General features: G+C 48.7%; 1 protein-coding gene. It reads left to right on the forward strand.

Features of this window, described 5'->3' with window-relative positions:
• Positions 1-70: 70 nt before the first annotated feature.
• Positions 71-1,303, forward strand: a complete 1,233-nt coding sequence (locus tag AAE02nite_RS26040; RefSeq protein ID WP_146905834.1) for an IS256 family transposase — start codon at positions 71-73, stop codon at positions 1,301-1,303.
• Positions 1,304-1,395 lie beyond the last annotated feature (92 nt).

Consider the following 1,395-nt stretch of genomic DNA (forward strand, 5'->3'; position numbering starts at 1 on the left):
GAGACTGTAAACTGAACTGTGTCAAGTTAAAGAAAAGGGAAAAAATAAATACTTTAACTTCACAGTCTAAATGGAACAAGAGGAAGAATTTGACTTTGAACGCTTCAAGCAGGAAGCCATCAAGGGTTTATATGCGGGCAAGCCGCTGAATGGAGACAAGGGTATTTTTGCCCCGCTGCTCAAGCATTTTTTAGAGGCTGCTCTGGCCGGGGAGTTGGAGGCCCACCTGCAGGAAGAAAAAGCCGCCGGCAAGCCTAACCGTAAAAACGGCAGGACCAGCAAGACGGTCAAGAGCGTTTCGGGCGAGTTCGAGCTGGAGACCAGCCGGGACCGCACCGGCAGCTTTGAGCCGGTGGTTCTACCTAAACGCCAGCTTATTGTCACCGCTGAGTTGGAAGAGAAAATCATCCATCTCTATGGTCTGGGGCTGAGTACGCGCGACATCACCAAATACGTCAAGGAGATGTACCAGATGGATATTTCAGCTGCCACCTTATCTACTATCACCGATAAGGTTATTCCAGCCATGAACGAATGGCGCTCTCGGCCGCTGGAATCAGTTTATGCCTTTGTTTATCTGGATTGTATGCATTACAAAGTCCGGGAAGGGAGCAGCGTGGTCACGCGGGCGGTGTACAACATCCTAGGCGTAAGCTTATCGGGTACCAAGGAGTTAATGGGCATGTATCTGTCGGAAAGTGAAGGCGCTAAGTTTTGGCTCTCGGTGCTGACGGACCTGAAAAGCCGGGGGGTGGAAGACATTTTGATTGCCTGTATCGATGGGCTGAAAGGCTTCCCGGAAGCCATTGGTGCCATCTTTCCTCAGGCCGAGATACAGACCTGTGTCGTGCACCAAATCCGTAGCAGTTTGCGCTATGTTGCCGAGAAAGATAAGAAGGCGTTTATGGCGGACCTTAAGCCAGTTTACCAGGCCTTTAACCAGGAAGAAGGTTATGAAAAACTGCTGCAGTTGGACGAGAAATGGGGCAAGAAATATCCGGTTCCGCTGCAGGGCTGGTATAACAACTGGGAGCACCTGTCGACTTTTTTCAAGTATGATGCGGCGATTCGCAAGGTTATTTACACCACCAATATCGTGGAAGGTTTCCACCGGCAGGTGCGCAAAGTGACCAAAACCAAAGGGGCTTTTACTTCCGATACGGCTTTGCTGAAGCTGGTGTACCTGGTGGTGCAAAGAGTATCCGAGAAGTGGACCATGCCGCTGCATAACTGGCGCTTGACTTTATCCCAGCTTTACATTATGTTTGAAGATAGGCTCAAAATCCATCTCAAAAATGGATAGTTGTTGACATATGGAAAACCTCCAAACAGGTTTACCACATGCCAACAACTTCAATAAAAATATTAACTGACACAGTTTATTTTACACTCCCC

Origin of the sequence: Adhaeribacter aerolatus (assembly GCF_007991635.1) — a bacterium.
Taxonomy (GTDB): Bacteria; Bacteroidota; Bacteroidia; order Cytophagales; family Hymenobacteraceae; genus Adhaeribacter; species Adhaeribacter aerolatus.

Bases quoted from the DNA above. Each gene is read 5' to 3' on its own strand.
- AAE02nite_RS26040 (WP_146905834.1), top strand. From the start codon at position 71: ATGGAACAAGAGGAAGAATTTGACTTTGAACGCTTCAAGCAGGAAGCC.